Below are 23,021 nucleotides of genomic sequence, written 5' to 3'. Positions count from 1 at the left end.
TGATATCAGTAAAAATAAAATAAACTATGTTTGTTATAAATATATTTATATCATGGTGAATTTGGAGTGGTACAGAACCTTTAAAGCTGTATATAAAAACGGGAATTTTTCTATCGCTGCAAAAGAGTTATTTATGAGTCAGCCTGCGGTGAGCCAGCAAATCTCTATGCTGGAAGCACATGTTGGAAATAAATTGTTCAATCGAAAGTCAAAAGGCGTAGAACCAACGGAATACGCTAAGTTACTGAATAATTTAATTATAGATGCGCTGGATCGGCTTGAAAATGTAGAAAGCAGCTTTCGGGCAAAAGCGGAAGATGCCAATCGGCTAATCTCTGTTGGGATCTCCAAAAATCTTTTTAATTGTATTGGAAACCTGTTGATTGCTAAGTTCGATTTGATCGATTTTACTTTTGCAGAAAACGATGTGCTTTTTGAGTTAGTGGATGCCAAAAAGCTTGACTTCGCAATTACCACAAAAAGATTTGACACCTTTGATACGGTCTACGAAATTGTGGGGAAAATTAAGCTCATCATGGTGGCACCAGTACGTTTGGACGGAACAGAGTTCCGTCAGAAATTAAAATCAGATAATTATACGGAAGTAGAGCAGTGGCTCAATGAACAAAAATGGTACAGTCACGATGCCAGAATTCCACATATAAAGTTATTTTGGCTACACGCTTTTAATAAAAAAAGGCCCTCTATGGTTCCGAACTATATTATTCCGTCTGAATCTGAAATGTTAAGGATGTTATCCGATAATGAAGGAGTAGCGATAACCTGGAACTGCAATGCACGAAAATATATTAAAGAAAATAAATTGCAGTTATTATGGAATAGTTTTTACGTACCGGAAGAGTATGTGTACCTGCTAACCGCTAAAAACAATAATCTGAATTCGTTTTTTGAAATTATTTCCAAAGAGTTAAAATTGTTTTTTGGTAACAGATTATGATGAAAATCATTGTTTTCTGTATTTTTAAAGAATAATTTTGGGAGATAAATTCTTAATATTTTTAAAAATGAAAAAGATTGCATCAATTTTAATGCTTGCCCTGATATTTTATACGGCTAATTCTTGTAGCAAACATGACGACGAGGTTATCTTGGATTGTTTTGCAGAAGCAATTTATGTAAAATTGCACAATTCTACAGATGCTACTAATCCAAAATTAATGAACTATTCTGTTGGATATAGCGGAACCGGAACTTTAGTTAGTGTAAATTGGACATTTGGAGACGGGACTACCGGAACAGGTAAAGATATTACACATCTTTATCCGGCAGCAGGAACCTATGAAGTTAAAGCGGAAGTTACAGTTGCAAAAGATGGTGCAAATTGTACTTCTATTCCAAAGAGAAACGTAACAATAAACTAGGCAGGCCGAAGGAAAAGGATATTCATGAGAGTCAATTTTATAATTTATTGCTGATGTGATAGATTATAAAATTGACTCTCATTCGTTATATTTGTGAGATAGGAGTTTTTAAATATGGAAAATTTTCAAAATATTCGAATTGCGGTTGATGCCATTGTGTTTGGATATAAGAACAACAGTTTGTATGTGCTTTTAATTGAGCAAAAATTTGGCTCTGCCGATAAGTATTGGGCTTTACCGGGTGGATTAGTAAAACAGGACGAATCTTTAAGTGAAGCTGTGATTAGGGAGTTGCATGAAGAGACCAGCGTTCAGCTTACTTTTATGGAGCAGCTGTATACTTTTGGAGATGACATTCACCGGGACTCCAGAAATCGCGTAATTTCAGTTGCCTATTATGCTTTAGTAGATGCCTCAGGTCTGGAAATTAAAGCCGATACCGATGCCGAACGCGTGCAATGGTTTAAAATTGATGAGATCCCTGATCTGGCATTCGATCATAATATAATCGTAAAAACTGCCATAACAAGATTAAAAGCAAAACTGACTTATGAACCCGTTGGTTTTGATTTACTTCCGCAGGAATTTCTGTTTTCTGACCTCGAGAATCTTTACTGTACCATTTTGGAGAAAGAAATAGACCGTCGAAATTTCAGAAAGAAGATACTCAGCTACGGCTTTTTAGATCAAACCGATCATTTTTCGCCAGTTAAAAGTGGGCGTCCTGCAAAACTTTTCAAGTTTAATGATTTGAAATATAAAGAGTTAATTGAAAAAGGGTTTCACTTTGAAATAAAGTTTGCGTAAATTTTACACAAAATAAATTGTTTAATAAATATATTGCTTTATATTTGCGTATAATTAACGCAAACTAAAATACTATGATACTTAATTTAGACCCAAAATTCACTCCAATTCTTAATAAAGAAGAAATAAAATTCCAAAGCTTTACATTTTCAGGAGGAGAACCACATATTAAAATCAATCCTGATTTTGATAATACCCAAAAAGTAACCATCACACACCGATTAAATTCATTCAACGATTTAGGTTTATTGTGCATCACAGTAGATGCATTGCGCAGAATGGAGGTTAAAATAATTGATCTTTTTATGCCCTATTTTCCTGCAGCAAGACAGGATCGTGTTATGATTAAAGGGGAATCTTTATCTGTAAAAGTATATGCTGATATCATTAATGCACTTCAGTTGAATAAAGTATTTGTTTTTGATGCGCATTCTGAAGTGACTCCGGCCTTAGTAAACAATTGCGAAGTGATTCCGAATCATACTTTTATTGCAGCGGTTTTGAAAGTCATTGGCGAAAACGTAAAATTAATTTCTCCGGACGGCGGAGCATTAAAGAAAATTTACAAAGTTTCTGAATTTCTTGGAGGTATTGAAGTAGTAGAATGCAGCAAAAGTCGTGATGTAAAAACCGGAAGACTATCTGGTTTTAAAGTTTATGAAGACGATCTAAACGGAATGGACTGTTTAATTGTAGATGATATTTGCGACGGAGGAGGAACTTTCGTAGGGCTGGCTGAAGAATTAAAAAAGAAAAATGCCGGAAAATTGTATTTGGCCGTAAGCCACGGAATTTTTAATAAAGGTTTTGAAGTTTTGGATTGTTTCGATGCCATTTTTACCACCAATTCAGTAAAAGACTTCGAAGGTGAAAGCGTTCAGGTGATTGGATTGGATCAATTAATTTAAGAAGTTTCAAGTTACAGGTTTCAAGCTGTATAAGGAACCTGAAACCTGAAACAGAATAGCAGAGAACTCGTTTCTTTGTTTCAATAACAAAAAACATGAAATACAATATAGATACCATAGCTCCGGAAAGTAAATTTTTATTTTTCTGGGGACACCAGCCAACAAAAGATGGAAGCATTTCGAAAACCTGTTTCAGTCAGTGGTGGTTAAGTGCCTTTACCGTTGATAAAGTGACTTACAAAACTGCCGAACATTGGATGATGGCAAAAAAAGCCGAATTGTTTAATGACAATGAAGTTTTAGCAAAAATTATTAAAGCCAATTCTCCTGCTGAAGCCAAAAAGTTGGGACGTCAAGTTAAAAATTATGACGATACACTTTGGTTAGCCAATCGATTTGATATTGTTACACAAGGAAACTACCATAAGTTCAGTCAAAACCCCGATTTGAAAGCATTTTTGCTAAACACAGATGAAAGAGTAATAGTCGAAGCGAGTCCCGTTGATCCTATCTGGGGAATTGGAATGGCAGGTGACCATAAAGATGTTCTGAATCCTGAAAAGTGGAAAGGGCTGAATTTATTAGGTTTTGCTTTGATGGAAGTTAGGGATGAATTGAGATAACTATAGGTTATGAAAATAGAAATCATTAGAACCGATATAACCGAAATACACGTTGATGCTATTGTCAATGCAGCAAATACTTCTTTATTAGGCGGTGGTGGGGTTGATGGGGCTATTCATAGAAAAGGAGGAAAAGCCATTTTAGAAGAGTGTACCCAAATTCGAAATAAACAGGGTGGATGTAAAGTTGGGGATGCCGTGCTAACGACAGCTGGTAATTTGCCTTCAAAATATGTGATTCATACTGTTGGACCTGTTTGGAACGGAGGTAAAAGTTTTGAAGTCGAATTGTTGCAAAACTGTTATTTAAGTGTTTTAGAATTGGCGGTCACAAATAATATAAAAACAATCGCTTTTCCTAATATAAGTACTGGTATTTATAAATTCCCAAAAGATTTGGCGGCGGAAATTGCGATTAATATGATCGATAATTTTGAATTAAAAAATCATTTCGAAAAAATTGTTTTTGTTTGTTTTGATGAAGAGAATTTCAAGATTTATAATGATATAATAGAAAATGACTTCAATTATAAAATTAAATCCGGCTTGTTTGGAGTAGCGGTTGGTGATGCATTAGGTGTTCCAGTTGAGTTTTATTCTAGATCTGATTTAAAAGAAAATCCTGTTTCTGAAATGATAGGTTTTGGAACACATCACCAGCCAGCAGGAACATGGAGTGATGACAGTTCACTTGCTTTTTGTTTAGCAGAAAGTTTGTGCAATGGTTATGATTTATCTGATATTGCAAGAAATTTTGTAAAATGGTATAACACAGAATTATGGACGCCACACGGAAAAGTTTTTGATATTGGAATAGCAACCAGAAATGCAATTCATAATATTGGGAAAGGACATGAACCAGAATTATGCGGCGGTTTTGAAGAAAAAGATAACGGAAATGGTTCTTTGATGAGAATCTTACCTTTAGTTTTTTATCTTAAAAATGAAAAAGATATCGAAGTCATTTATAAAAAAGTAAAAGAAGTATCGTCTATTACCCATGCCCATTTTAGATCAGGATTTGCCTGTTTTATTTATGTTGTTTACTGTTTAGAACTTTTAAATGCCAATGATAAGACAGAAGCTTATAGAAGGATGCAGGATGTTGTCGCTGGCTTTTTGCGAGATAAAAAATTTAGTCCTGTTGAACTTCAATTGTTTGATAGAATTTTAAAGAGTAATATAGCCGAATATCCCGAAAATGAAATTCATTCGTCAGGTTACGTTCTTCATAGTTTAGAAGCCAGTTTATGGTGTTTTTTAAATTGGAATTCTTATGAAGGAACCGTTTTAAAGGCAGTAAACTTAGGAGGTGATACTGATACAACTGCAGCTATTACAGGAGGTTTGGCAGGTATTTATTATGGAATTGAGAACATTCCTCAAAAGTGGATTTTGGGATTAGCAAGAAAAAACGATATTGATGATTTGTGTGAACGATTGTTTTTAAAGTTAAAATAATAAAAGTTATGAATGAAAAAATAGCAAAAAGTGTCAGCAAATTTCTTAGTCTGGTGCTCAGACATTCACCTGAAACCATCGGCTTAAACTTAGACGAGAACGGATGGGCAGATGTTGAAGAATTGATTATAAAATGTAATAAAAATGGAAGCCAAAATCAGATGACGGCTGAACTTTTGGACTATGTGGTAGAAAATAATGATAAAAAACGTTTTGCTTTTAATGAAGACAAAACAAAGATCAGAGCCAGTCAGGGACATTCAATTTCAGTTGAGCTCAACTTGAAGGAGGCCGAACCTTCAGAGTTTTTATACCACGGAACCGTTGGGAAATTTATGGAAAGCATAAAACTTGATGGCTTACAAAAAATGAGCCGTCAGCACGTACACCTTTCCAAAGACAAAGAAACGGCAATAAAGGTGGGAAGCAGGCGAGGAGCCCCCCAAATTCTAACCGTAAGAAGTGGTGCCATGTACAGAGACGGATTTCAATTTTATCTGTCCGAAAATAATGTTTGGCTGACCGCTGAGGTTCCGGCAAAGTACATAGAGTTTAAATTATAAGGAGTAGTAGGCATCATTTTAAAATTATAAAACACAACAAATTATGATACTAGAAGCAGCAATAGGTGATGCATATGGTGCAGGTTTTGAATTTCGGGATTTAGATTTTATTACTCAAAACAACCATTTAACACAGTATCACAAACACGGACTTTATACTGAAATTTACAAACGCTATACAGACGATACGCAAATGGCAATTGCCATTTCGGAATTGCTGTTAGAGGAGGATAATTGGAACGAAATCAAAGTGGCCGATAAGTTTGTTGAGGTATTTCACCGAGATAAAAGAAGAGGATACTCTGATAGAGTCTACAATGCCTTGGACGCAAGTAGAAATGGATCTGATTTCATTAAAATAATCAACAATGGCAGTAACGGAAACGGTTCTGCTATGCGAGCCTATAGTATTGGTTATTTAAAAGATATAGAGCAGTTGATGAGTTTCTGCGAAATTCAGGCAAGAACTTCTCATCATACTCCTGAAGGGATTAGTTGTGCGAAGCGTATTGCCTTGGCCGTTCACTATTTCAAATACAATTTGGGTGATGGATCGACTTTAGTGTCATTTTTGAACGAAACGCTAAAGGAGAATGAAACCTATAAAATTACTTCGCCAATCGATATGCACGGTTATCCGACTACACAGGCGGTTATTAAAATCGTTTCCGAAGCGACTTCCATGAAAGATTGCTTAAAAACAAGTATCGGTTATGGCGGAGATACCGATACGGTTGCTGCCTTGTGTATGGCGATTTTAAGTAACAAAGAAAACTGCGATGAAAACCTGCCCGCATTTTTGTATGAAGGTTTGGAGAATGATACATTTGGAAAAGACTTTCTAATAAAATTAGATGCGGCTCTCGAAAATAAGTTTAATTAAATCATGAAAAGAACCTTTGTTTTTGGGGATATTCACGGCGGATTAAAAGCATTAATTCAGTTGTTAGAGAGAATGGATTGCTCAGAAAAGGATCGGTTTATTTTTTTGGGAGACTATGTAGACGGCTGGAGTGAATCAAAACAATTAATTGATTTTCTGATCGATTTATCCCAAAAACAGGAGTGTATTTTTATCAAAGGAAATCATGATGTCTGGTGTCAGGAGTGGTTAGAGAATGATGTTATAAACGATATTTGGTTTTTGCATGGAGGAAAATCGACTATAGAGAGTTATGTCGATGTTGAACGTTCGGAAAAAGAAAAACATCGCCATTTTTTCAATACTATGAAAGATTACTTTGTAGACGAAAGTAACAATTTATTCATTCATGCCGGTTTTTCGTCCATGCATGGCCCGGAGAAAGAACATTACCAAAGCAATTATTCGTGGGATAGAACGTTGTGGGAAATGGCTTTGACAATGGATAAGAGAATTAAAAAAGATTCGCTTTCCTATCCGAAAAGATTGTTACTTTATGATGAGATTTATATTGGTCACACACCAACCCTTCATTATAATGTAGAGATTCCAATGCAAGGATGTAATGTGTGGAATGTCGATACCGGGGCTGGCTTTTATGGCAGATTAACGGGGCTTGATGTAGAAACAAAAGTATTTTGGCAAAGTGATATAGTACAAGAGCTTTATCCAAATGAAAAAGGAAGAAATAAATAATTGAAAAAATAACGAAGAAATTTTATGAACCCATTATTATTAACCGACGGTTACAAAGTTGACCACAGAAGACAATACCCAGACGGAACAACATTAGTATATTCCAACTGGACGCCAAGAAAATCAAGAATTGAAGGTTTAGAAGAAGTTGTGTTTTTTGGATTGCAATATTTCATCAAAAAATATATCATTCATGATTTTGAGGCCGATTTCTTTAAAAGACCAAAAGAAGAAGTCGTTAAAAAATACGCTCGCAGAATCAACAATTATTTAGGGGAAAATCAGGTTGGAACCAAACATATTGAAGATTTACATGATTTAGGATATATTCCAATGGTTTTTAAAGCGTTGCCAGAAGGTGTTAGCGTGCCATTAAGAGTACCCATGTTTACGATGTACAATACGCTTCCGGAGTTTTTCTGGCTAACTAATTATTTCGAAACCTTATTGTCTGCTGTAGTCTGGTTGCCTTGTAACTCTGCTACTATTGCAAAAGAATATCGAAAAGTATTGGATAAATTTGCCCACGAAACAGCATCAGTTCCTGAATTTGTAGATTGGCAGGCGCATGATTTCTCAATGAGAGGAATGGGTGGAATCGAGGCAGCAATTACTTCTGCTGCTGGACATTTATTGAGTTTTACGGGTTCTGATACCATCCCGGTAATTGACTTTTTTGAAGAATATTATAATGCTAACTCTGATACCGAATTGATTGCAGGTTCAGTTGCGGCAACAGAGCACTCTGTAATGTGTATGGGAACCACTGAAGGAGAATGCGAAACGTTTAAAAGACTGGTTACAGAAGTGTATCCAAAAGGAATCGTGTCTATAGTTTCGGATACCTGGGATTTATGGAAAGTTCTGATCGACTATTTACCACGATTGAAAGAAGAAATAATTGCCAGAGAAGGTAAAGTGGTGATCCGACCTGATAGTGGCGATCCGGTAGATATTATTTGTGGTAATCCAAACGGAAAAACAGCAGAAGAGAAAAAAGGAGTAATTGAGCTGCTTTGGGATGTTTTTGGAGGCACAGTTAATGCAAAAGGATATAAAGAGCTTATTCCGCAGATTGGTGCCATTTACGGTGATAGTATTACGGTAGCAAGGGCGACCCAAATTTGCGAAAGATTAAAAGAAAAAGGATTTGCTTCTACAAACGTTGTTTTGGGGATCGGTTCATTCACCTATCAATACAATACCCGAGATACTTTTGGTTTTGCAATGAAAGCAACTTATGGAGAAGTTAATGGAGAAGGCAGAGCGATCTTTAAAGATCCAATCACAGATGACGGAACTAAAAAATCAGCCAAAGGATTAATGAAAATTGATTTAATTGATGGGGTATATCATTTAACGGACAATGTTTCCTGGGAAGAAGAAAAACAAGGCGAATTAAAAGAAGTTTTCAGAGACGGGAAACTTTTAACAGAGCAGTCTTTAGCAGATATTAGATTTCGAGTTAAATCTCAAATAAGCGTTACATTATAAAATGTAAAAGCCTGAATTTTGAACATGCCCCAAAAAGTTAGACACTATTTGGGGCATTTTTTTTGTGCTTGTCATTCCGAGGAACGAGGAATCACACCAGAAACTCTACAATCAAAATCGTCAATCTTTGTCGAATTACTTGTGTGATTCCTCGTTCCTCGGAATGACAAGATTGCGTATAAATTATTTCTTGTAAAAATTATTATGATCGATATATTCCCAAACTTTTGGCGGTAAAAGAGGCTGTATGTTTTTGCCTTCTTTGATACTGTTTCGGATAAAAGTAGAAGAGATTTCTACAATTGGAGCATCAATAATATGCACTTTTGGATGCGATTTTAATTCGATGTTTTCCTCTTCTTCAGATATTCGCGGATAAACATAAATATCGTAATCTGCTAAAAGCACTTCGTAGTTTTTCCATTTATGAAGCGTTTTTAAGTTGTCTTCGCCCATGATTAAAGAAAAGTCATGCGATGGATACTTTTCATGCAAATGAACCAGTGTATTGACCGTATAACTAGGCTGTGGTAATTTGAATTCAATGTCTGAAGGTCTTATTTTTGGATAATCTTCAGTGGCCAAATATACCATTTGCAAGCGTTGGTGATCGTCTAACAAGGTAGATTTCTTTTTAAGCGGATTGTGTGGGGTAACAACCATCCATATCTGATCTAAATCGGCAAATTCAGCCATGTGGTTGGCAATGATTAAATGACCAACATGAATGGGATTATACGTTCCGAAATAAAGGCCTATTTTCATGGTTTAGTAACTGGTAATTAGTGAAAAGTGATTAGTCTTTAAGTGTTTTGCAAAAAGAATTAATCATTTTTGATTCTTCTTCAATTAGATTTAGAATTTTTCTATAAAGAACTTCGTTAGTTATAAATCCTAGTTCATTTGCAATTACTAATTGAGTTTCAATCTCAAACAGAGACCCTCTGGATATATTTAGGAAATGGGTAAATGAATTATCAGTATTCCGGCCATAGCCTTCTGCGATGTTCGATGGAACTGAAACAGAAGCCCTTTTTAACTGACTAGTGAGTGCATATAATTCTTCTTGCGGGAATGATTTTACCAACTGATACGTCAGGGAAACAATTTTAATCCCTTTTTGCCAAATTAGTAATTCCTTATATGATTTAATTCCACTCATGTAATATTATAATTTAAATTCGAGATCTACTATTTATGACGAAAGACTAGCAACAAGTAACCAAGGGCTAATGACTAGTAACTAATGACTAATAAACTATTTCGAAATAAAATCTTTTACCAACTGATATGCTTCTTCTTTAGCGGTATCTAAATCGTAATTTTTGATAATCGTATCAAATTGCGGTGCAGTTGCCAGTTCAACCGAAGCCTTTGCAATTCGCATGTTTATTTTATCATCACTTTCTGTAGAACGTTGTTTTAGTCGACGTTTTAGTTCGTCAACACTTGGAGGTTTTACAAATACAGCCAAAGTTTGTTCCGGGAATTTATGTTTGATACGCAGTCCGCCGGCCACATCAATATCAAAAATCACATTTTTACCTAAAGCCCAGATTCTTTCAATCTCCGATTTTAAAGTACCATAAAAGTTGTCGCGATACACTTCTTCCCATTCCAGGAATTCCTCGGCCTTGATGTGTTTCTTGAATTGCTCCAGTGAAATAAAATAATAATCTTTTCCGTGTTCTTCCTCTCCGCGTGGGTCGCGAGACGCTGCTGAGATTGAAAATTCTAAATTTAAATCTTCTTTCCCCAATAAATGCTTTACTATAGTTGTTTTCCCCGATCCTGATGGTGCTGAAAAAACAATTAATTTTCCTTTATTCATTAATTTATGCTTTAGGCTTTAGGCGGTACGCTTTAAGCTCACTTACTCTATGTTTTTTTTGCTTAAAGCCTATTGCTTAAAGCTTGCGGCTTTTAAAGTACATTTAAAACCTGTTCTTTGATTTTTTCCAATTCATCCTTCATCATGACAACCAATTTTTGCATCTGCGCATGATTCGATTTTGAACCCATGGTATTGATTTCACGGCCCATTTCCTGAGTGATGAATCCAAGTTTTCTACCGTTAGCTTCAGAACCTTTTATAGTTTCAAGGAAATAATCTAAATGATTGGTTAAACGAACTTTTTCCTCCGTAATATCAAGTTTCTCAAGATAGTAAATCAATTCCTGTTCAAATCGGTTTTCATCCACATTCACTTTCAATTCTGAAATAGCAGTTTGAAGACGGTCTTTAATCGCTTTAATACGTTCCGGATCAAGTGCCAGAGCGTCATTCATGTATTGACGGATATTTGATATTCTAAGATTGAATTCTTTTTCAAGAGATTCGCCTTCGTCTTTTCTAAAAGTCAGAATGTTTTCCAAGGCCTCTTCGATGATCAGCTGAATTTGTTCCCAGTCATTTTCATCAATTTCTTCACGTTCGGTCTTTAGGGTATCCGGCATTCGAACGGCCATTTTCATCAGTTCCGTTTCGTCTGCATTCGGGTAAACTTCTTTTAGTTGGGCAATGTAGTTTTTTACAACAGGAACATTTACCTTAGTTGAGGTTTGTTCAGAAGTACTTTCAACGTAAATTCCGAAATCAATTTTTCCTCTTTCCAGTTTAGTAGAGATTTGAGTTCTTAAACCTAGTTCCATTTCGCGGTACACCGATGGCATTCTAACATTTAAATCTAAACCTTTACTGTTTAAGGATTTTACTTCAACGGTAATTTTTTTTGTAGGCAATTGCAAAGAAGCTTTGCCAAACCCTGTCATAGATTGTATCATATAATTGAGTATAAAGGCGCAAAGATACTAAAAAACTTTAGAGTGAGGTTTTCTAGTTTCTATTGCCTTATTTTTAAAAGGTTTTGGGCGTTCCCTTCGGTCGGGCTATTCGTTTCAATCTTTTTTTGAGCAGAAAAAACTCAAAAAAAGGATTTCCACTTCTATCCCTAACGCAAACCGGGAATCTTTACAGCTTTTAGCTATATTATTGTCCTAAGGCTTTCATTACCTGTAGAACATTCTGCTGACTGTTACCGATGTAGATTTTGCCGTCAATAATAAAAACAGGACGGCTTAAAAAAGTATAGTGTTCCAAGATGTATTTTTTAAAATCGGCTTCCGTTAAAGATTTGTTCTTTAAATCCATCGATTTATACAATTGTGCTTTTTTGCTGAACAAAGCTTCGTAACTACCCGAAAGTTGATACATTTCTTCTAATTCCGTTGCTGTAATCGGATTTTGTTTAATGTCGTGAAAAACCAGGTTATTGCCTTCCGGTAATGCTTTAATGATTTTTCGGCAAGTATCGCAGGATGCTAAGTAATATATTTTGTTCATAAGTTTAAATTTAAGAGACTACAAAGAAAATCCATTTGAAACTTAAAATTGCCTAATTTTAGAAAAAAAAATAAAAATATGAACCCAGTTTTTGAAGTACAAAAGACCATTAGAGAGATTCTTTTGAAAGTTTTAGACAGTCATTCATTAGAACAGTTAAACAAAATTCCACCGGGATTTAATAATAATATCATTTGGAATATCGCACATTGCGTTGCTTCACAGCAGGCTTTGGTTTATAAGTTATCGGGCTTACCGGTTACCATTTCTGAAGAGTTTATTGCTAAATACCGAAAAGATACTAAGCCGGAAGGAGACGTTTCGCAAGCGGAAGTTGATAAAATACGGGAGTTGCTTTCGACTACTTTAAAGCAGGTTGAAAATGATTTTGCGGCAGGTATTTTTGTAAATTATAATGAATACACCACTAGTTTAGGATATACCCTGAAGAATATAAACGGAGCTTTAGATTTTAATAATTATCATGAAGGCGTTCATACCGGGGTAGTAATGAGTATTCGAAAGTTTGTTTAGATCTTTTTTGGGACAACTCAATTTACGAAAAAATCCGACGGTTTCTAAAAAACTGTCGGATTTTGTATTTTAAAAGGATGTTATTCTACTATAGTTTCGATTGTAACTTTCATGGCACCACTTCCTTTACTTTTCGTGATTTCCATAAAGGCTCTTTTGGATAGATCGAGATCTCTTGTTCGAACAAATGGACCGCGATCGGTAACTTTTACAATTACAAATTTTCCGTTTGCTTCATTGGTGACTTTTATTCTGGTTCCGAAAGGAAGTTTTTTGTGTGCTGCAGTGTAAGCGCTGTTGCTGAATCGACTTCCGTTAGCTGTTTTTTTACCATTAAAACGGTCAGCGTAATAAGAGGCATGTGCATTTTTTTTATAAGGTTTTAATTTCAAGCCCTTATCCGTAAAAACAGAATCAGTTGGTATTGCAATTAAATTAGGTCTGGCAGTTTTGACAGTATCCTGAGTAATTTTAGGTTCAGTTGCAGGCTTTGTTTGGCTTATAACATAGGTAAAACAACTTAAAAAAGTTATAGTAAGTGCAGTGAGTAAAATATGTTTTTTATTTCTCATGTTTTATTTTTTTTCAGACTTGGGGAGTTTGTACAAATAATATGCCGAGATAAAAAAAGCCCTCTTTTTAGGGCTTTAATTGGTTTTTTCTTAGAACCATAGGTTCCATGGGATTCTGCTTAAAATAAGCAATAATCCTAATCCGTAAAAAATAGCAAATGTTTTAAACTTTGCAGCGCTATCGATTAATTTTTTATGTTTAGACCATCCGATGGTGATCAAAATGATAGCAATAATATTGATTAAAGGGTGTTCTAATGAAGTAAGTCTAAGTGCTGCATCAGACATTTGGCCAAGGACAGCTTTCCCTAAAGGAGATATAAAATAAAGAATAAGACCGATCAATAACTGCGTATGAGTTCCAATCAAAGCAAACAAGGCAATTTTGCGGTCTTTGGCTGTGAAGTCTTTTTTAGAAGTAAGGCCAAGGATGGCATTTACAACAGCAATTAATAAAAGCAACAGCGCCAAATAAGCCCATCCTGAATGGAATTTTTGTAAAAAATAGTACATAAATTAGATTTTTTGATAAAACAAATATAGCAAAAAAGGGTATAAAAAAAGCGGCATCAGACTAAAAGTCAATGCCGCTTTAGGTATTTATTTAGATTCTAAATATTAGAAATCATAACGTAGAGAGAAGTTCCATGTTCTTCCGAAACCGAAGAATACCTGGTTAATGTTTGCTACTCCATTGTAAAGCATTCCGTTAGATGCGTAAGTTCCTTTTGAACCAGCTGGTTGGCCAGAAGCTACAGGAAGGTTGTCATCAGCGAAAAAGTTTGTTCTTGATTCAGCGATGTAAATTTTATCAAGTACGTTGTTAACGTTTAATCTGAAGTTAACTGATTTGTCTTTGTTTTTTCCAGTTAACATTTTGTATGAGAAACCAGCATCCATCAAACCATAAGAAGGCAATTGTAATGCTCCTTTGTTTGTTGCAGATGTAAAACTAGTTGGGTTGATTCCTGCATATAAATTGTCGTTGAAGTTATAGTTTGCATCAACTGTTACTCTTGTTAGAACTTCGTAAGATGCTCCTAAAGAGGCTGTCATTTGTGCTGCGTCACCCACTTTTACTTTGTCCATGTAAACTGTAGTTCCTTGGAATCCTGGTACAGGTGAGTTGTCTGCTTGGAAGTAAGCATTAACTGTTGCATTTCCTTTGTATTCCCAAATACCATAAGAGAACATTCCTGTTACTTTTAATCTTTCTGTAATGTTAGAAGATCCTTCGAATTCAATTCCAGAGTGAACTTCGTTAAGTCCTAAGAACTCAGTGTAAGTTGAGTTTGCAGGTGTTGCAGTAGTAGTTGGAAGTGCATTACCTTTTAAGTATCTGTCATTCCAAGTAGTGTTGTAAACGTTTACTGTAGCGTTGAAAAATCTAGAACGGAAACCATATCCAGCTTCAAATCCAATAATTTTCTCGTTAGTAAGGTTAGGGTTTACTGTTGATCTGTTGTTTGGATAAACAGAGTTAAAGAAAGGTTGTTTGGAGTAATATCCAGCGTTTACATATACGTTGCTTTTTTCGCTAATATTGTAGTTAGCTCCCGCTTTTGCATTACCACCTAATAAGTTTTTGTAAGGAGTAGAAGCTAAAGGATCAGTTGGTAAATAAACGAAGTCATCTTCTCTTTTGTATCCTTGTTGAGAAATTGCTCCCTGAACAAATGCTGTTAGGTTGTCTTTAGAGTACTCTAATTGAGTAAATAAACCATACCATTTTACATTACCAGTACTGTTGAAAGATACTTTGTCGTATTTTCTATTTTGGAAAACATTCCATTGAACATCAGTATCGTAAGTGTTAGTTAACTGTCTTCCGTTTGGTTTTTGACTAGCAATAAAGTTGTCAAAATACTCACCACCACCTAATAAATCATTTACAACTGTAAAGTGGTATCCTTTATAAGTTCTTCCGTCAAAACCGAAATCTAAAGTTAAGGTATTAGAAAGTTTCTTGTTTAAGTTAATTACCGCACCAAACCAGTCATGAGAGTTGATAGATGACGTTTGTGAGATACCAGAAGTGTTGATATTTGTGCTTGGATTATAATTTGCTACATCAGAACCTGCATTAAAATAAGAACTGTTTTGATAAACTCCACCAATTTTTTGTCTTGTTTGAGGTCCTGTAAAACCTGCGATAGTAACTGGTTTTCCAGAGTTGTAAGCATAAATTTTATCATAGTCTACTAAACCGTCAGCAGTTCTGAATGCTATAGCATCATTGTATCCTTTTCCTTTAATTCCTCCAGTTGCACTAGCTCCTGCACCACGTCCCATAGAAGCGTAAACAACAGAAGAAAGTTTTGTAGTTTCGTTGATTTTATAATCCCAGTTGAAAGAAGCTACTGGTTTGTGGTAGTAGTTTTTTCTAATGTTATATTCTTCACCATTCAAATATCCTGCATCAGGATTGTATCTGATATTTGGTTCGTTATTTCTACCGTATTGTTGGTAAGCTGCGATTGTAGATACTGTAGATCTTTGGTTGTGCCATTGTGGAGCACCTGTTACCGTAAGTTGAAAGTCGTGTTTACCACTTTTGCTGCCATATCCTAAAGCAACATAGTAGTTAGATCCTTCAAATTGAGTTCCGTTAACATATCCGTCTCCCATTGTTTTTGATAACAAAACAGATGCAGAAAGACCGTTTTCTAATTTTCCGGTATTGTATGAACCTTGAATTTTGAAATTTCTACCGTTTCCGAAACCAGAAGAGAAAGATCCTCCTTCTTTTCTGTCAGAAGCTTTAGTTACAATGTTGATCGTTCCTCCTACAGAAGGAGTTGCAAGTTTAGATGCTCCTAAACCTCTTTGTACCTGCATAGCAGATGTAACATCTGAAAGACCAGCCCAGTTACTCCAGAAAACAGAACCGTTTTCCATGTCGTTTACCGGCATACCATTGATCATAACAGCAATATTGTTTTGAGTAAAACCACGAATATTGATTCTGGCATCTCCAAAACCACCACCTGCTTTTGTTACATACACAGAAGGAGTGTTTCTTAAGATTTCCGGAAATTCCTGAGTTCCAAGTTTTTCCTGGATCTCAGCAGCTTTAATTGTAGAAACCGCTACTGGAGTTTTTCTGTCTTTTGCGATGTCAACGATTGTGCTTTTTACAACAATTTCGCTTAATTCGTTAGAATTAGAAGTCAAAACAATTGTTCCTAGATTAGTAGTTTGACCATTTTTAACTGAAAATCTAAGAGTTAAGTTCTCGTAACCTAAAAAAGAAATAACGATTTCTCCTGTACTTGTTGTTGCATTAAGAGTAAATTTACCGTCAAAATCTGTAGAAGTAGCAACTGTAGATCCTTTGATCACAACGTTTGCTCCCGGAAGTGAACCCACTCCGTCGGTAATCATACCGGAAATTTTTCCTTGAGAAAATGCGGTTGAAACTATCATGAACAATAGTCCAGTAAGTAACCAATTTTTCATTGTCTTCATTTGTTAATTAGTTTATTGTTTTTGGCAAAATTATAACAATAAAATCAGATAATGTTATCAAAGTGTTAAGAAAAGAAAGATTTGTATAATGTGTTGCGCATTAAAATGATTTTTCTAATTTTTGCTAGATAAAATGTAGTTTTTGTAAATTTTTAGACACTGATTTTGTTAAAATCGTAATGATTGTAATGGTCTTGTAGTGCTAAACTTGCAAGAACGCGTTGTTTGGCTCCTTTTTCGCAGGTTTACGTACGAAAAAACGCCTTAATTTTTATTAAATCAAGGCGTTTCAGTATGTTGTGAAAAAAGGCTTTCGTTAATTTTATTTGTTCTTCAAAAAGTGATTTAACAAAAAAGAAGTCGAGCTGTCATGATTCTTTACGGTCGTACTGTTAATTTCATCCAAAATAGAATTCGCTAATTGCTTTCCTAGCTCCACTCCCCATTGATCGTAACTGAAAATGTTCCAAATAATACCCTGAACAAAAATTTTGTGTTCGTACAAAACAATCAGTGATCCCAAAGTTTTTGGAGTTAGTTTTTGAATTAAGATCGTGTTTGTAGGTTTGTTTCCTGTGAAAACTTTAAAAGGCAATAAGTAAGCTGCTTTTTCTGCTGATAATCCTTGTTTGTCAAATTCGGACTGAACTTGTGCAGCTGTTTTTCCGTTCATTAAGGCTTCCGTCTGAGCAAAAAAGTTGGACATCAATTTATCGTGATGATCGTTGTTTCCGTATAAAGGTTGAACGAATCCAATAAAATCTGTCGGAATTAATTTTGTACCCTGGTGAATCAATTGAAAAAAGGCATGTTGAGAATTCGTTCCCGGTTCTCCCCAGATAATTGTTCCGGTTTGGTAGTTAACCGGTTTTCCGTCACGACCAACACTTTTTCCGTTACTTTCCATAGTAGCCTGTTGCAGGTAGGGAGCTAATTTTTGAAGATATTGGGTGTATGGAATCAATGCTTCGCTTTCAGCACCAAAGAAATTATTATACCAAATGCTTAACAATGCCAGAATTACAGGGATGTTTTTGTCGAATGCTGTTGTCTTGAAATGTTCGTCCATTTCATTAGCTCCTTTTAAAAGTTCGTTGTAATTGTCAAAGCCAATCGCCAACGAAATGCTCAAACCAACAGCGCTCCATAAAGAAAATCTTCCTCCAACCCAATCCCACATTGGGAAAACATTGTCAGGATTAATTCCAAATTCAGTTACTTTTTGAATATTGGTGGAAACCGCAACAAAATGTTTGGCAATATCTTCCTGGGAAGCCGATTTCAAAAACCATTCTTTTATCGTTTCAGAATTAGATAAGGTTTCCTGAGTGGTAAAAGTTTTGGAAACAATAAGGAATAAAGTTGTTTCCGGGTTCAATTTTTTAATCACTTCGTTTACATGGTCGCCGTCTACATTAGAAACAAAGTGTAAGTTTAAGTGGTTTTTGTAATACTGTAAAGCTTCAACTGCCATAACCGGCCCAAGGTCAGAACCTCCGATACCGATATTTACTACATCAGTGAAAGCTTTTCCGGTGAAACCTTTTCTTTCTCCCGAAATAACTTCATGCGTGAATTGTTTGATTTTGTTTTTTACTTCATAAACTTCCGGAATTACATTTTCGCCTTCTACTTTAATAACTGCAGATTCTGGTGCACGCAACGCAGTATGCAAAACCGCTCTGTTTTCAGTCTGGTTAATGATTGCTCCTTCAAAATATTGAGAGATGGCTTCTTTTAATCCAATGGAATGGGCTAATTCCAGTAAAAGAGAAACGGTTTCCTGACTAATGTTATTTTTGGAATAGTCAATTAAAAAGTCATTCCATTGTAAATTGAATTTTTCAACACGCGCATTGTCCTGTTGAAAAAGTTCTTGTATCGTAGTTGTATGAGTTGCGTTATAGTGGTTTTGTAGATTTTTCCACGCTTCAGTCCCGGTTGGGTTTGTAGTGTTTAAAGCCATTTTTTGTTTAATTGAGAATGTGGTTATAAAAAAACAAAAATACTGAAATTAGTTCTAATAGCTTTAAGCTTCACAATTATATAACAAATAGTTACGAAAACGATATATGTGTTTATTTGTTCCGAATTCTTGCCGTTATTATAATGGCACCATCGTTTTCTTTTTCGTTGTAAATGATGCGGCTGCTGTTTTCATTTAAAAAATCTATACTTATGATGTCAGCTTTTTCAAGAGGCAAAATTATAGTGTCTTGCTTTTTGTCGTACTGGAACGGAACTCCGTTTATCACAATTAAAGGCGATTTTTTAATGATGTCTTTTTCGAATGCCTGTTGGATGGATTCCGATACAAAGTATTGATTTTGTTTCTTATCGTTTAAAAGAAAAGTGTGTGGATTAGAGCACCCCACAGCTATTGTACAAGAAAGTAGTAGTAAGAATCGTTTCATGCGTCGATGTAGGATTTGATAAATACTTGTTTTTAAGTGGAAGTTTTACCAAATTTTCCACCAGGGCTTTTTGTTGATTTCGATGCGCTTTTTGATTGTATTGATTTCTATTCTTTGAAGTTCCTCTTTTTTGATAGTTGAATCGTCAAAGTGTAATTCACCGGAAAGACTGATGCCAATAGGGGATTTTGTTTTTTCTCTCCAAACTTCGGTTTGTAATTCCGGAATTAGAGGAGCGTTGATTTTAGCGGTAAATTTTTGTCTTGCTTTTGTTGTAATTTCTTCTTCGAGATTTGAAATCGAATTTTTAAAAAGCGGAAGTGAGTTTCCGGGAATGTTGAGGAGGAAAATCTGGGTTTTGTTGTCGATTTTACAAATGTCCAATACTTTAAAGAAAGAATTGTCATCCAGAAGAGCATGTCCGTTTTTTGCCGAATCCGGATTGAATTTGGATAAATCTCTTGCTCCGGCACTTGCAATTAAAAATCTACAGTTTCCGGAAAGACCGCCACCAATAAAAGACATGTCTGTAAAGTCTTTTTCTTTTAATATTTGTCCAATTTGATACGCAGTAAGTAAACGATCATCTAAAGTGGTGTCTCTGTAGAATAATTTTAAATCTGAAAAAGTTTCATCAAGAAGGTCTTTAATGCGTTTGTTTTTCATGTTTGTTTCTATATTAAGGATAAAAACAGATTTTTATAGATTCCCAATACTGTCCAGTTCTCTCTTCAAAGGTTCTATTTGCTGGAAGAAACGGGTTTTGTAATTTCCGGTTAAAGATTCTCCGGTTGGTAAATTAAGTCTCAAAGCATCTACCTGTACGCCATTTTTCCAAAAACGGTAACAAACATGAGGTCCTGTTGCAAGCCCTGTGCTGCCCACTAATCCAATGGTTTGTCCTTGAGTAACACGCTGACCGCGTCGCACTAAAATTCGGGACATGTGTAAATATTGAGTAGAGTAGGTTCCGTTGTGTTTTACTTTTACAAAGTTTCCGTTTCCTGCTGTGTATCCTGTTGCTTCTACTATTCCCGAGGCAGTTGAAGAAATTGGTGTTCCGGTTGGAGCGGCATAATCCGTTCCTTTGTGGGCTTTCCAGGTGTGTTGTACCGGATGGAATCTGTTGGCTGTAAATCGCGAAGTGATTCGGCTGAATTTAATCGGAGTTTTTAAGAAAAAGTTTTTCAGCGTTTTTCCCTGATCGTCATAATATTCTATTTTCCCTGAAGTAGTGTCTTTTTCAAATGGGAAAGCGTAAACGATTTTACCTTTATATTCGAAAAAAGCGGCTTCAAGATCTTCAACACCGTCGTAAGTTTTGCCATTAATAAAACGTTCTGTGAAAATTAATCCATAACGATCTCCTTTTTTTAGTTTAAAGAAGTCAATCGACCATGAAAAAACTTTGGTAATTCTGCTGGCAAGAGCGGCTTCCACGCTTTCATTGCCTAGAGTTTCGGATAAGGAACTTTTTAAAACTCCTCCGATAATTTTGCGTTTTAAAGTGACCGGTTTTATTTTTTTGCTGGCCTTTGCAATACTGTCTCTTACATCTATTACATAATAAGTCAGCGGGTCCGGCTGATAAATAAAAACCTGTAACTTGTTTGTTTTGTTTTTTGAGCGAAGTATAGTATAAGGTTTGTTGTAGCGAATGGTCCTTACATTGAAAGAATCCTTTATTTGTTCTACAACATCATAGACTTTTTTGTCTCCAATATTCTGACTCTGAAGAATAGATCCAAATGAATCTCCTTTTTTAATAGTATCGTGAATAACATTGAAATCGGCGTAATTAAAACCAAATTCTACTTTTTTAGTTTTTGGCTTAGTGATTTTAGTTTCAACTTTTTCGGCAGTTTTATTGCATGAAAATATTGAGAATAAAACGATTATAATTACGAATGCTTTTTTCAAACTTTTAAATTTTTTTAGGAAATTAATTAGCTGTTTCATTTCCCCAATTGGACAATTCTTCTTCGGTCCACAATTTAGGAAAAAAGATGCGTCTTTGGTATTTTGGGTGCATATATTTTTGCCAATCACTTCCTCCGGTGGCTTCTCCATTTCCTTTTCCGCTTTCCAGTATGTATTTTCTTGCAGTATTTAAATGCTGCATTACCCAGGTGATGTTTACCGTTTTGTCGTAATGACGCATCGCATCAATTAACTCCTGATTTTGTTGGTCCTCTAAAGGTAACTGAGTAAATTTCTGCCAGATGTTTTTTGATTTAAAAGTTGACATTTGTCTTAGGAACTGATCCTTGTACTTGTTTTCAAATTCCTGAAGCAAATATGATTTTTCTCCGGTTTGATAATCTTTTCCGGCAGCCTGCCAATATAAATGTTCGAAACTGGTTTCTAGCGGAGTATTTTCGTCAAAGTTTGATTTGTATCGGCGATCGGTTAAATTGATCACATCTGTCGATGCAAATTCGATTAATCGGTATTGTGCACTTTGAAAGCCGCTTGCAGGAGTCAGTGTATTTCGGAATTTCATGTATTGATCTACTTCCATTCCGTTTTCCATAATGCTAAACGAATTGGTCAGCATGTCAAAGTATCTCGTTATTCTTGATAATCTTTCACTGAAAAAGACAACCTGAATAGCTTGCGTGTTGGAAATTTGGTCAATTTCCCATAATATCATTTTAAAGATCAATTCGTTAACCTGATGGTACATGATGAAAACCATCTCGTCAGGAAGCGTAGTGCGTTGGGTTTGTAAACTTAACAGGGCATCCGTTTGTATGTAGTCCCAGTAGGTGATAGGTTTTGACCAAAGCAATCCTTCTAATTGTACATCGGTTTTTTGATTTATAGCTTGGAATTTAAGGTCAATTTCTTTTAAAATTGATTCTGAATGATCAGTAGGGTTCATTATTTTTTTGCTTTAAATGGATTTTTTAATCCTTTATATTCGTCAAGGTCGGCTTTAAGTGATCCAACAGCCAAATCTGCTTTTATGCGTATCGGAACTTTGTTCTCGTCGTCTGTAATCCAAAGGGTTACGCTCTCTTTTTCTTTGAAAACTCTCCCGGTTTGTACCAGTGGTTTGAAAACCATTGAAGAAACAGTACCAAATTTAGTTGTAATATCCTGTCGGCCTACATATTTTAACTTAAATTTTGTGATTTCATCATCAAAAAACATATCAATGGTGATGGCCTCACCTGATTTGAGTTTGTCTATGTTGGGATGGTTTCTCAAATAATAAAAAGAAGAGATAATATCCTGAACATTGTCGGTGATTACAATTGTTTTTTCGGTTTTACGCTTGTAATCTTTTACTAAAACTTTTTTCTCAGACTGATCAAAAAAACCTTCCTGGTTTTTGGTGTAGCCTCCTTCGTTTATTTTTCTAACGTAGCGATAAGGATCTCCGTTTTGTTTGTCGAAATAACTTTCATAAAGGTCTTCCACCTTAAAGAAAAATTTTGACATTCCGGTGGTGTATCCTTTACCTACAGCATGAAAAACTTTTTTATTGTTGATCGTTGCGTCCTTAATTTCAAGGGTAGCGTAACCGGCGTTTATGATTCCGTAATGAATTCTGAATCTGAAGTATTCTCCGGTGTCAAAAGCATCTTCTTTTTGAGTGTCGAAACCTAGGGTCGTAAGAACTAATATGAGCAGGACTATTTTTTTCATAGTACATTTTTTACATTTCACTATTAAAGATATATAAATGCAAATTTTATTCCAAATGTATCAAAACAAAAAAACTCCGTCAAGGAATGACGGAGTTTTTATGCTATTAACTAACCAAAAAACTATAAATTATGAAATTTATATCAATTCGGAAGGAAACCACCCCTTCCTGATTTGCGA

Annotated in this window: 25 protein-coding genes; 11 read left to right on the top strand and 14 right to left on the bottom strand. The window is 35.3% G+C overall.

Translation table 11 applies throughout. From position 1 onward, the window contains the following. Positions 1-52 precede the first annotated feature (52 nt). The 10 genes from LNQ34_RS07190 (at position 53) to LNQ34_RS07140 (ending at position 8,856) form a co-directional block, all read left to right on the top strand. On the top strand, positions 53-958 hold the full coding sequence (locus LNQ34_RS07190; RefSeq protein ID WP_202700511.1) for a LysR family transcriptional regulator: 906 nt from the start codon (positions 53-55) through the stop codon (positions 956-958). A 67-nt stretch (positions 959-1,025) separates the two neighbouring features. Then, on the top strand, positions 1,026-1,382 hold the full coding sequence (locus tag LNQ34_RS07185) for a PKD domain-containing protein (RefSeq protein ID WP_202700512.1): 357 nt from the start codon (positions 1,026-1,028) through the stop codon (positions 1,380-1,382). Positions 1,383-1,496: 114 nt separating this feature from the next. Then, positions 1,497-2,189, top strand: a complete 693-nt coding sequence (locus LNQ34_RS07180) for an NUDIX hydrolase (protein WP_202700513.1) — start codon at positions 1,497-1,499, stop codon at positions 2,187-2,189. 74 nt (positions 2,190-2,263) lie between these two features. After that, entirely contained in the window at positions 2,264-3,097 is an 834-nt protein-coding gene (gene prs / locus LNQ34_RS07175) for a ribose-phosphate diphosphokinase (RefSeq protein WP_229999069.1), read from the top strand. 95 nt (positions 3,098-3,192) lie between these two features. After that, positions 3,193-3,720 carry a riboflavin biosynthesis intermediates N-glycosidase gene (gene ybiA / locus LNQ34_RS07170; protein ID WP_229999068.1) on the top strand — a complete coding sequence of 176 codons (528 nt, stop codon included), beginning with the start codon at positions 3,193-3,195 and terminating at the stop codon, positions 3,718-3,720. A gap of 9 nt (positions 3,721-3,729) precedes the next feature. After that, a complete protein-coding gene (locus LNQ34_RS23530) occupies positions 3,730-5,181 on the top strand; it encodes an O-acetyl-ADP-ribose deacetylase (protein WP_202700516.1) in 1,452 nt (483 codons plus the stop codon). 8 nt (positions 5,182-5,189) lie between these two features. Further along, positions 5,190-5,744 carry an RNA 2'-phosphotransferase gene (locus LNQ34_RS07155; RefSeq protein WP_229999067.1) on the top strand — a complete coding sequence of 185 codons (555 nt, stop codon included), beginning with the start codon at positions 5,190-5,192 and terminating at the stop codon, positions 5,742-5,744. 43 nt (positions 5,745-5,787) lie between these two features. Continuing rightward, entirely contained in the window at positions 5,788-6,627 is an 840-nt protein-coding gene (locus tag LNQ34_RS07150; protein ID WP_229999066.1) for an ADP-ribosylglycohydrolase family protein, read from the top strand. A gap of 3 nt (positions 6,628-6,630) precedes the next feature. Beyond that, entirely contained in the window at positions 6,631-7,362 is a 732-nt protein-coding gene (locus tag LNQ34_RS07145; protein ID WP_229999065.1) for a metallophosphoesterase, read from the top strand. 24 nt (positions 7,363-7,386) lie between these two features. Then, positions 7,387-8,856 (top strand): nicotinate phosphoribosyltransferase, encoded by a 1,470-nt coding sequence (locus LNQ34_RS07140; RefSeq protein ID WP_229999064.1) that lies wholly within the window; start codon positions 7,387-7,389, stop codon positions 8,854-8,856. Positions 8,857-9,039: 183 nt separating this feature from the next. Here LNQ34_RS07140 and nadD read toward each other — a convergent pair whose 3' ends face one another. The 5 genes from nadD to LNQ34_RS07115 all read right to left on the bottom strand — a co-directional run bounded on the left by nadD (position 9,040) and on the right by LNQ34_RS07115 (position 12,199). Further along, complete coding sequence (nadD, locus tag LNQ34_RS07135) at positions 9,040-9,621, bottom strand: nicotinate (nicotinamide) nucleotide adenylyltransferase (protein ID WP_229999063.1); 582 nt, start codon at positions 9,619-9,621, stop codon at positions 9,040-9,042. A gap of 31 nt (positions 9,622-9,652) precedes the next feature. Continuing rightward, positions 9,653-10,018: a four helix bundle protein gene (locus tag LNQ34_RS07130; RefSeq protein WP_229999062.1), complete on the bottom strand. Its 366-nt coding sequence runs from the start codon at positions 10,016-10,018 to the stop codon at positions 9,653-9,655. A gap of 96 nt (positions 10,019-10,114) precedes the next feature. Further along, on the bottom strand, positions 10,115-10,687 hold the full coding sequence (gene gmk, locus LNQ34_RS07125) for a guanylate kinase (RefSeq protein ID WP_202700529.1): 573 nt from the start codon (positions 10,685-10,687) through the stop codon (positions 10,115-10,117). 92 nt (positions 10,688-10,779) lie between these two features. Beyond that, positions 10,780-11,640, bottom strand: coding sequence for a YicC/YloC family endoribonuclease (locus LNQ34_RS07120; protein ID WP_202700533.1), 861 nt, complete (start codon positions 11,638-11,640; stop codon positions 10,780-10,782). A 205-nt stretch (positions 11,641-11,845) separates the two neighbouring features. Next, positions 11,846-12,199, bottom strand: a complete 354-nt coding sequence (locus LNQ34_RS07115; protein ID WP_202700535.1) for an arsenate reductase family protein — start codon at positions 12,197-12,199, stop codon at positions 11,846-11,848. Between the two features lie 78 nt (positions 12,200-12,277). Between LNQ34_RS07115 and LNQ34_RS07110 the strand changes: the two genes are divergently transcribed. Further along, positions 12,278-12,733, top strand: a complete 456-nt coding sequence (locus LNQ34_RS07110) for a DinB family protein (protein WP_229999061.1) — start codon at positions 12,278-12,280, stop codon at positions 12,731-12,733. An 80-nt stretch (positions 12,734-12,813) separates the two neighbouring features. On the opposite strand, the gene LNQ34_RS07105 is transcribed toward LNQ34_RS07110, so the two are convergent. The 9 genes from LNQ34_RS07105 to LNQ34_RS07065 form a co-directional block, all read right to left on the bottom strand. Further along, entirely contained in the window at positions 12,814-13,305 is a 492-nt protein-coding gene (locus LNQ34_RS07105) for a septal ring lytic transglycosylase RlpA family protein (protein ID WP_017497434.1), read from the bottom strand. Between the two features lie 90 nt (positions 13,306-13,395). Further along, positions 13,396-13,818 (bottom strand): hypothetical protein, encoded by a 423-nt coding sequence (locus LNQ34_RS07100; protein ID WP_202700539.1) that lies wholly within the window; start codon positions 13,816-13,818, stop codon positions 13,396-13,398. A 105-nt stretch (positions 13,819-13,923) separates the two neighbouring features. Next, positions 13,924-16,773 carry a TonB-dependent receptor gene (locus LNQ34_RS07095; protein WP_202700540.1) on the bottom strand — a complete coding sequence of 950 codons (2,850 nt, stop codon included), beginning with the start codon at positions 16,771-16,773 and terminating at the stop codon, positions 13,924-13,926. A gap of 322 nt (positions 16,774-17,095) precedes the next feature. Further along, entirely contained in the window at positions 17,096-18,739 is a 1,644-nt protein-coding gene (gene pgi / locus LNQ34_RS07090; protein WP_229999060.1) for a glucose-6-phosphate isomerase, read from the bottom strand. 112 nt (positions 18,740-18,851) lie between these two features. Beyond that, complete coding sequence (locus LNQ34_RS07085) at positions 18,852-19,187, bottom strand: hypothetical protein (protein WP_229999059.1); 336 nt, start codon at positions 19,185-19,187, stop codon at positions 18,852-18,854. A gap of 45 nt (positions 19,188-19,232) precedes the next feature. Then, entirely contained in the window at positions 19,233-19,853 is a 621-nt protein-coding gene (locus LNQ34_RS07080) for a hypothetical protein (RefSeq protein WP_202700543.1), read from the bottom strand. 33 nt (positions 19,854-19,886) lie between these two features. Next, complete coding sequence (locus LNQ34_RS07075; protein ID WP_229999058.1) at positions 19,887-21,107, bottom strand: M23 family metallopeptidase; 1,221 nt, start codon at positions 21,105-21,107, stop codon at positions 19,887-19,889. Positions 21,108-21,129: 22 nt separating this feature from the next. After that, positions 21,130-22,071 carry a tryptophan 2,3-dioxygenase family protein gene (locus tag LNQ34_RS07070; RefSeq protein ID WP_229999057.1) on the bottom strand — a complete coding sequence of 314 codons (942 nt, stop codon included), beginning with the start codon at positions 22,069-22,071 and terminating at the stop codon, positions 21,130-21,132. Continuing rightward, on the bottom strand, positions 22,071-22,841 hold the full coding sequence (locus tag LNQ34_RS07065) for a DUF3108 domain-containing protein (RefSeq protein WP_202700546.1): 771 nt from the start codon (positions 22,839-22,841) through the stop codon (positions 22,071-22,073). The genes LNQ34_RS07070 and LNQ34_RS07065 overlap by 1 nt, the downstream gene beginning before the upstream one ends. Between the last annotated feature and the right edge of the window lie 180 nt (positions 22,842-23,021).

The sequence above is a fragment of the Flavobacterium lipolyticum genome (assembly GCF_020905335.1).
Lineage (GTDB): Bacteria > Bacteroidota > Bacteroidia > Flavobacteriales > Flavobacteriaceae > Flavobacterium > Flavobacterium lipolyticum.
This window is presented reverse-complemented; position numbering and strand designations above follow the sequence as displayed.

What these genes read in the sequence shown, in the direction of transcription:
- LNQ34_RS07185 (WP_202700512.1), top strand. Translation starts at nt 1,026, where the DNA reads ATGAAAAAGATTGCATCAATTTTAATGCTTGCCCTGATATTTTATACG.
- LNQ34_RS07110 (WP_229999061.1), top strand. Translation starts at nt 12,278, where the DNA reads ATGAACCCAGTTTTTGAAGTACAAAAGACCATTAGAGAGATTCTTTTG.
- LNQ34_RS07080 (WP_202700543.1), bottom strand. Translation starts at nt 19,853, where the DNA reads ATGAAAAACAAACGCATTAAAGACCTTCTTGATGAAACTTTTTCAGAT.
- prs (WP_229999069.1), top strand. Translation starts at nt 2,264, where the DNA reads ATGATACTTAATTTAGACCCAAAATTCACTCCAATTCTTAATAAAGAA.
- LNQ34_RS07180 (WP_202700513.1), top strand. Translation starts at nt 1,497, where the DNA reads ATGGAAAATTTTCAAAATATTCGAATTGCGGTTGATGCCATTGTGTTT.
- LNQ34_RS07115 (WP_202700535.1), bottom strand. Translation starts at nt 12,199, where the DNA reads ATGAACAAAATATATTACTTAGCATCCTGCGATACTTGCCGAAAAATC.
- LNQ34_RS07085 (WP_229999059.1), bottom strand. Translation starts at nt 19,187, where the DNA reads ATGAAACGATTCTTACTACTACTTTCTTGTACAATAGCTGTGGGGTGC.
- LNQ34_RS07140 (WP_229999064.1), top strand. Translation starts at nt 7,387, where the DNA reads ATGAACCCATTATTATTAACCGACGGTTACAAAGTTGACCACAGAAGA.
- LNQ34_RS07155 (WP_229999067.1), top strand. Translation starts at nt 5,190, where the DNA reads ATGAATGAAAAAATAGCAAAAAGTGTCAGCAAATTTCTTAGTCTGGTG.
- pgi (WP_229999060.1), bottom strand. Translation starts at nt 18,739, where the DNA reads ATGGCTTTAAACACTACAAACCCAACCGGGACTGAAGCGTGGAAAAAT.
- LNQ34_RS07190 (WP_202700511.1), top strand. Translation starts at nt 53, where the DNA reads ATGGTGAATTTGGAGTGGTACAGAACCTTTAAAGCTGTATATAAAAAC.
- LNQ34_RS07095 (WP_202700540.1), bottom strand. Translation starts at nt 16,773, where the DNA reads ATGAAGACAATGAAAAATTGGTTACTTACTGGACTATTGTTCATGATA.
- LNQ34_RS07120 (WP_202700533.1), bottom strand. Translation starts at nt 11,640, where the DNA reads ATGATACAATCTATGACAGGGTTTGGCAAAGCTTCTTTGCAATTGCCT.
- LNQ34_RS07105 (WP_017497434.1), bottom strand. Translation starts at nt 13,305, where the DNA reads ATGAGAAATAAAAAACATATTTTACTCACTGCACTTACTATAACTTTT.
- LNQ34_RS07100 (WP_202700539.1), bottom strand. Translation starts at nt 13,818, where the DNA reads ATGTACTATTTTTTACAAAAATTCCATTCAGGATGGGCTTATTTGGCG.
- gmk (WP_202700529.1), bottom strand. Translation starts at nt 10,687, where the DNA reads ATGAATAAAGGAAAATTAATTGTTTTTTCAGCACCATCAGGATCGGGG.
- ybiA (WP_229999068.1), top strand. Translation starts at nt 3,193, where the DNA reads ATGAAATACAATATAGATACCATAGCTCCGGAAAGTAAATTTTTATTT.
- LNQ34_RS07145 (WP_229999065.1), top strand. Translation starts at nt 6,631, where the DNA reads ATGAAAAGAACCTTTGTTTTTGGGGATATTCACGGCGGATTAAAAGCA.
- LNQ34_RS07130 (WP_229999062.1), bottom strand. Translation starts at nt 10,018, where the DNA reads ATGAGTGGAATTAAATCATATAAGGAATTACTAATTTGGCAAAAAGGG.
- LNQ34_RS07065 (WP_202700546.1), bottom strand. Translation starts at nt 22,841, where the DNA reads ATGAAAAAAATAGTCCTGCTCATATTAGTTCTTACGACCCTAGGTTTC.
- LNQ34_RS07150 (WP_229999066.1), top strand. Translation starts at nt 5,788, where the DNA reads ATGATACTAGAAGCAGCAATAGGTGATGCATATGGTGCAGGTTTTGAA.
- LNQ34_RS07070 (WP_229999057.1), bottom strand. Translation starts at nt 22,071, where the DNA reads ATGAACCCTACTGATCATTCAGAATCAATTTTAAAAGAAATTGACCTT.
- LNQ34_RS23530 (WP_202700516.1), top strand. Translation starts at nt 3,730, where the DNA reads ATGAAAATAGAAATCATTAGAACCGATATAACCGAAATACACGTTGAT.
- nadD (WP_229999063.1), bottom strand. Translation starts at nt 9,621, where the DNA reads ATGAAAATAGGCCTTTATTTCGGAACGTATAATCCCATTCATGTTGGT.